General features: G+C 74.1%; 6 protein-coding genes and 1 pseudogene. All 7 read left to right on the forward strand.

Annotated elements, in window-relative coordinates; all coding sequences use genetic code 11:
* Positions 1-186: pseudogene (locus tag JWN97_RS13375) on the forward strand (DNA recombination/repair protein RecA); the annotation flags it as partial.
* 105 nt (positions 187-291) lie between these two features.
* The gene (locus JWN97_RS13380; RefSeq protein WP_297623327.1) at positions 292-1,047 is read left to right on the forward strand and encodes a regulatory protein RecX; all 756 of its coding nucleotides are present in this window, start codon (positions 292-294) and stop codon (positions 1,045-1,047) included.
* Positions 1,048-1,091: 44 nt separating this feature from the next.
* Positions 1,092-1,580, forward strand: a complete 489-nt coding sequence (locus JWN97_RS13385) for a phosphoribosyltransferase family protein (protein WP_297623329.1) — start codon at positions 1,092-1,094, stop codon at positions 1,578-1,580.
* A gap of 37 nt (positions 1,581-1,617) precedes the next feature.
* Positions 1,618-2,469 carry a PPK2 family polyphosphate kinase gene (locus JWN97_RS13390; RefSeq protein ID WP_297623331.1) on the forward strand — a complete coding sequence of 284 codons (852 nt, stop codon included), beginning with the start codon at positions 1,618-1,620 and terminating at the stop codon, positions 2,467-2,469.
* A complete protein-coding gene (locus JWN97_RS13395; RefSeq protein WP_297623333.1) occupies positions 2,466-3,242 on the forward strand; it encodes a HipA family kinase in 777 nt (258 codons plus the stop codon). The genes JWN97_RS13390 and JWN97_RS13395 overlap by 4 nt, the downstream gene beginning before the upstream one ends.
* Complete coding sequence (locus JWN97_RS13400) at positions 3,239-3,616, forward strand: DUF3037 domain-containing protein (protein ID WP_297623335.1); 378 nt, start codon at positions 3,239-3,241, stop codon at positions 3,614-3,616. Before JWN97_RS13395 ends, JWN97_RS13400 begins: the two co-directional genes overlap by 4 nt.
* 55 nt (positions 3,617-3,671) lie before the next feature.
* The coding region (locus tag JWN97_RS13405; RefSeq protein ID WP_297623337.1) for an AAA family ATPase at positions 3,672-6,549 on the forward strand (2,878 nt) is incomplete at its 3' end.

Below are 6,549 nucleotides of genomic sequence, written 5' to 3' on the forward strand. Positions count from 1 at the left end.
TGGTACACCTACGAGGGCGACCAGCTCGGCCAGGGCAAGGAAAACTCGCGCAACTTCCTCAAGGACAACCCCGACCTCGCCAACGAGATCGAGAAGCTCATCCTGGAGAAGCTGGGTGTCACTCCGAGCGTCGACAAGCCTGCCGACGACCTGAGCGACGAGCCCATCGGGGTCAATGACTTCTGACCGCACAGCTGGTTCCGAGGAACGAGGAAGCAGCGTGGGTGCGGGCAGGTCGAGCAAGCGATCAGCCGAGCTCGCGAGGCTGATGATGCGTGTCGAGACCCGACGATGACGACGGACGACGAACACCGCCCCGCCCCCTCGTGGGTTGGCGACGTCGGCCTCGGCGTCCAGGCGTGGGTGGGGGACACCTCACCCACGCCTGGACCCACACCCGGACGCACGCCTGGTGCCACGAGCTCCGAGGCGCCACGCCCGAAGAAGGGGCGCGGGGGCCGGCGCAGCCGCACCCGCACGCCCGCCGAGCGCGAGGAGGCCCGGGCCGCCACGGCCGCGGCGCGAGCCGCCGAGGTCGAGGCAGACCCGGAGGCGGTCGGGCGCACGATCCTGCTCGATGCCCTCACCGGGCAGGCTCGCACCCGCAAGGAGCTCGCCGACAAGCTGGCCAAGCGGGACGTGCCCGACGAGGTCGCGGCGGAGCTGCTGGACCGGTTCACCGACGTGGGCCTCATCGACGACGCCACCTTCGCCCAGCAGTGGGTCGAGAGTCGTCACCGCAGTCGGGGGCTGGCGCCGCGGGCCCTGGCGCAGGAGCTGCGCCGCAAGGGGGTGGGCGACGAGGAGACCAAGGCCGCGCTGGAGCAGATCGGCGAGGGCGACCAGCGCGCGGCGGCCCGGGAGCTGGTCGACAAGAAGCTGCGCTCGATGCGCGGTCTCGACCCGCAGGTCGCCACCCGACGGCTTGCCGGGCTGCTCGCGCGCAAGGGATACGGCGCCGGGATCGCGTTCTCGGTCGTCCGGGAGGCGTTGGCCGACGGTGACGACGAGCACGTGATCGACGCCATCGAGATGCCCGAGGACTGAGAGCCCCCTTCCCCGCCCGATCCGGCCTCTGGTGGGATGACCCCGTGAGCGACGAGCGCGAGGTCCTGACCTACGACCTGTTCGGCACGGCCACGCGCGAGCTGGCCCAGCAGGTGGCCGACTCCGGCTTCGAGCCCGACATCATCTTGTCGATCGCACGCGGCGGCCTCGCGCTCGGCATGGGCCTCGGCTACGCGCTGGCGGTGAAGAACCTGTCCGTCATCAACGTCGAGTTCTACACCGGGATCGACGAGCGCCTCGACGTGCCCATCGTCCTGCCGCCGACCCCGGCCGCCGTCGACCTGTCCGGCCTCAAGGTCCTCATCAGTGACGACGTGGCCGACACCGGCCGCACCCTCGAGCTGGTGCAGGAGTTCTGCGAGGGCCACGTCGCAGAGGCGCGCACGGTCGTGATCTACGAGAAGCCGCAATCGGTGATCAAGCCCGACTACTCCTGGCGCCTCACCGACCGCTGGATCGACTTCCCGTGGTCGGTCCTGCCGCCGGTCGTCCCGGGCGCGCTCGCCCACTGAACGTCGTACGACCCGGCCGGTGGGCCATGATGTGCCCATGAGCGACGACATCACCGCCCACCTGCGGCTCCCGGGCGGACCGGTCGACCTGAGGGGGATCGAGACCGACGCGGCTCCGGGCTTCGACGGCAAGAAGGCCGACGGCAAGGCGACCCTGGCGGGTCTGGGCGACGAGCTCTCCGACCTCCAGGAGCGGCTCTGGGCCGAGCGCACCGCGGGGTCGGAGCGGCGGGTCCTGCTCGTGCTGCAGGGCATGGACACCAGCGGCAAGGGTGGGGTGCTGCGCCACACCATCGGGCTGGTCGACCCGCAGGGCGTGCGGATCACGAGCTTCAAGGCGCCCACCGACGAGGAACGCGCCCACGACTTCCTGTGGCGCATCGAGAAGGGTCTGCCGCCGGCGGGCTACGTCGGCGTCTTCGACCGCTCGCACTACGAGGACGTCCTGATCGCGCGGGTGCGCGGTTTCGCCGAGCACGACGAGATCGAGCGCCGCTACGGTGCGATCAACGACTTCGAGGCCAGGCTCGTCGACGAGGGCTACTCGCTCATCAAGTGCATGCTGCACATCAGCGCCGACGAGCAGAAGGCACGCCTCGCCGAGCGGCTGGCCAACCCCGAGAAGCACTGGAAGTACAACCCCCGCGACCTCGATGAGCGCGCGCTCTGGTCGGCCTACCGCGAGGCCTACGAGATCGCGCTCGAGCGCACGAACACCGAGGTCGCGCCCTGGCACGTCGTGCCCTCGGACAAGAAGTGGTTCCGCAACCTCGCCGTCGGCCAGCTGCTGCTCGAGACGCTGCGCGGGCTGCACCTCCAGTGGCCGAAGGCCGACTTCGACGTCGAGGCGGAGATCGCCCGGCTCAACGAGGAGTCCCCGGTCCTGTGAGCGACCGTGGACTCCCGGTCGTCGCCGTCACGCGCTACGTCACGCCGCTGCGCGAGGGCGGCAGCCTGCCCGGAGTCGTCGAGGGCGACGACCTCGGCACCTACGTCTGCAAGTTCCGCGGTGCCGGGCAGGGCGCCAAGGTGCTGGTGGCGGAGGTCATCGTCAGCCAGCTCGCCACCCGGCTGGGCCTGCGCACCCCGCGGCTCGTGGTCCTCGACCTCGACCTCGAGCTGGCCCGCTACGAGGCCGACGAGGAGGTCCAGGACCTGCTCAACGCCAGCCCCGGACCCAACCTCGGCATCGACTTCCTGCCCGGTGCGTTCGGCGTCGACGGACAGGTCTCGGCCGCCGACGACGAGGGCGCCCGGGTGCTCTGGCTCGACGCCTTCACCGCCAACGTCGACCGCTCCTGGCGCAACCCCAACCTGCTGGTGTGGCACGGCGACCTCTGGGTCATCGACCACGGTGCCTCGCTCTACTTCCACCACGGCTGGCGCTCCGGCGTCACCGACCCGGCGAAGTTCGCCGCCCAGCCGTGGGACGTCGCCGGCCACGTCTTCGAGACCTGCTCCAGCCGGGCCCAGGAGCTGGACGAGGAGATCGCGGCGGCGCTGGATCGGGACGTCCTCGCCGACGTCCTCGCCGCGGTGCCTGACGTGTGGCTGGAGCCGGTGCCCGGCGCGGAGACCCCCGACGCGTTGCGGGCGGCGTACGTCGACTTCCTCCTCGCGCGCCTCGGCACGCGCCAGTGGCTGCCGGGAGGTGCGCGGTGAAGCAGGCCTACCAGTACGTCGTGCTGCGCTGCGTGCCGCGACCCGACCGGGAGGAGTTCCTCAACGTCGGCGTCGTCCTGCACTGCCAGGCCGCGGACTTCCTCGACGCCGTGTGGGACGTCGACGCCGAGCGGCTGCGGGCGCTGCACGCCGACCTCGACGTCGACCAGGTCTGCGACGCGCTGGCCTTCGTCGACCGGGTGTGCCGTGGCGACGAGCGCGCCGGCGAGGCGGCCCGCCAGTCGCTGGGCCAGCGCTTCGGCTTCCTCAAGGCGCCGCGCAGCACCGTGCTGCAGCCCGGGCCGGTGCACGGCGGCGTCACCGACGACCCGGCCCGTCAGCTCGAGCACCTGCGCGAGCGCCTCGTCGGGTGAGACGGCCCGCCCGCGACGTTGCGCCCCCACGCCCGCGGAGGCGGATACTCGGGGGGTGAGCCCGCCCCGCGGCGTCGTCCGGCTCCGGCTGTCCTCCACGCTGAGGGTCGACACCGCCGGCGGCACTCTCGCGGGCCATGACCTCGGCAGCCGCAAGGCCCGCACGCTGCTGGCGGTGCTCGCCTCTGCGCGTGGGCGCGCCGTCGCGACGGACCGCCTCGTGGAGGCGCTGTGGCGTGACGATCCGCCCGCGGACCCCGCGGCCAACCTCGCCACGCTGGTCAGCCGCATCCGTCGGATCGTCGGACCGGACGTCGTCGTCGGCCTGCCCGGCACCTATGCGCTCGGGGGAGACTGGTCGCTGGACATCGTCGAGGCGGAGCAGCTGTGCGCCCAGGCCGCCAGCCGGCTGGCGGCGGGTGAGCACGCCGTCGCCGCGTCGGCCGCGAGCGCGGCCCAGGAGCTGCTCGGGACCGGCGCCGCGCTGCTCGACGAGGCGGACGACGACTGGGTCGCCGAGGTGCGCCGGGAGACCGACGTCCTGCGCCGGGAGGCGCGCCACCACCACGTCGCCGCACTCCTGGAGCTCGACCCCGGCCGTGCGGTCGCGGTGGCCTCGGCCGCTCCCGCCCCGGATCCCTACGACGAGCGCGCGGTGCGCGACCTGATGCGGGCCCTCGCCGCGGACGGTCAGGTGGCGGCGGCGCTCGAGGCCTACGACCACCTGCGCCGGAGGCTGCGCGAGGACCTCGGCACCGAGCCCGACCGGGCCACGGTCGACCTGCACCTCGGGCTGCTGCGAGAGCCCGGCGGTGGCGCCGGACCGAGCGAGGTCGGACCGGATCCGTCGTACGACGCGCCGGCCGTGTCGCTCGTGGGCCGCGACGAGGAGCTCGGCCTCTTCCGCCGGGCATGGACCGACGCCGTTGCCGGGGCCGACGTCGAGCTGATGCTCGTGGTGGGTGAGGGCGGCATCGGCAAGACGCGCCTCCTCGATGCCGTCGGCGAGACCTGCGCGGTCACCGGCGGCGCCGTGCTGCGCGGGCGCTGCCACCCGGCGGAGCGGTCCCTGTTCCTGCAGCCCTTCGTGGACGCGCTGCGCCCGGCCCTGTCCGGGCTGCAGCGCGACGCCCTCGTGACGGTCGTGCGCGACCACGAGGCGGCCTGGGTCTCGCTCCTGCCCGACCTCGGGGCCGTGGTGCGCGGGGCACCGGCCCCGCCGGTCGACCACGACCTGCAGCGGCGGGCGACGTACGACGCCGTGGTGGCGGCGCTGCGGCGGCTCGCCGTCACGCGGCCGGTCGTCCTCGTGCTGGACGACCTGCAGGACGCCGGGGCCGCGACCGTCGACCTGCTCGGCTACCTCGCCCGGCAGCTGGTCGGATCGCGGGTCCTGCTGGTCGCCGCGGTCCGCAGCGAGGACCCCTCGGTGGCCGAGCGTCTCGGGGACCGGGCGCGCACGGTCCGCCTGCGCCCGCTGGAGCCCGCCGCGGTCGAGGCCCTCGCGGCAGCCGCCGGGATGGGCACGATCGGACGTCAGCTGATGGCCCGCACGGCGGGGCACACGCTGAGCGTCGTGGAGTCGCTGCGCGCGATCGCCAGCGGCGACACCGGCGTGCCGGCCTCCCTGTCGGCCGCGGTGCTGGCACGCGTCGAGCGCCTCGGGTCCGAGGAGCGGTCCGTCGTGGAGGCGGGCGCCGTGCTGCGGCGCCGGCTCGACCCGCGACTGCTGGCGGCACTCACGGAGATGTCCGAGGTCGGTGCGACCCGGCGCAGCGAGGAGCTCACCCGCAGCGGCCTGTTCGTCCGCAGCGGCGCCGTCTACGAGTTCGCCAACGACCTGTTCCAAGAGTGCGTGTACGCCGCCCTGCCGGAGGCGGTGGCCGCGGCCTACCACCGTCGAGCCGCAGACCTGACGACCGACCGGCCGGAGGTGATGGCCACCCACGCCCACGCTGTCGGGGACGACGGGCGCGCGGCCCGCGGGTGGCTGCTGGCCGCGGAGGAGGCCCTGCGCCGGTCGGCGGTGGAGGACGCACGCACGCTGGTCGAGCGCTGCCTCGCCGTCCCGGGGCTGGCGGGGGAGACCCGGGCACGCGCCCTGCTGGTCCGTGGCCGGGTCCACGAGGCGGGGATGAGCTGGACCGCAGCCATCCAGGACATCGACGCCGCGCTCGCGTGGGCGCGCAGCATCGGCGAGCGGAGGCTCGAGCTCGCCGCGCTCCGCGCCCGTGGGGGTGACGCCGCGGTGGGGGCCCAGCTCGTCGCCGAGGAGCTGCTGGGTCCGCTCGAGGCCGGCGTGCGGTTGGCGGCCGAGCTGGGCGACCGGCGGGCCGAGGCCGACTTCGCGAGCCGGCTGACCGTGCTCGAGGCGAGCCGGCTCCGGCTGGCCGACGCCAGCCGGCGCGCGGACCAGGTCCTGGCCCGGGCGCGTGCCGCGGGGTCGGAGGACGGCGTGGTGCTGGCGCTCGACGGGCTCAAGACGGTCGCGTGGTACCTCGGTGACGCTCCGGCGCTGGCGGCTGCGGTGCAGGAGCTCGAGCCACTGTTGCGAGCGCGTGACGACGCCTGGCTGATCCAGTGGGTGGTGTTCGAGTCGGCCTTCGTGCCGGCGGCCCACGACAGGTGGGACGAGGCCGGGGAGCTGGTCGCGCAGGCGCTCGAGCTCAACCGGCGCAGTGGCTTCCCCTCCTACGCCGGCCACCTGTTGGCGCACCGGGGCTGGCTGAGCCGGCTCGCCGGCGACCTCGACGCCGCACGTCGCTCGGGTCGCCGGGCGGTCGAGGTGACGTCGGCGGTGGACCACCCGTGGTGGCACTCCTGGGCTGCCGGGCTGCTGGCCGCCACCCTCGTGGAGACGGGCGACCACGCGGAGGCTGAGGCGGTGGCCCGGTCGGGCCTGACGGGTCGCAGCGGCACGGCCCGCCCCGGCC

This window comes from Nocardioides sp. (genome assembly GCF_025965415.1).
Lineage (GTDB): Bacteria > Actinomycetota > Actinomycetes > Propionibacteriales > Nocardioidaceae > Nocardioides.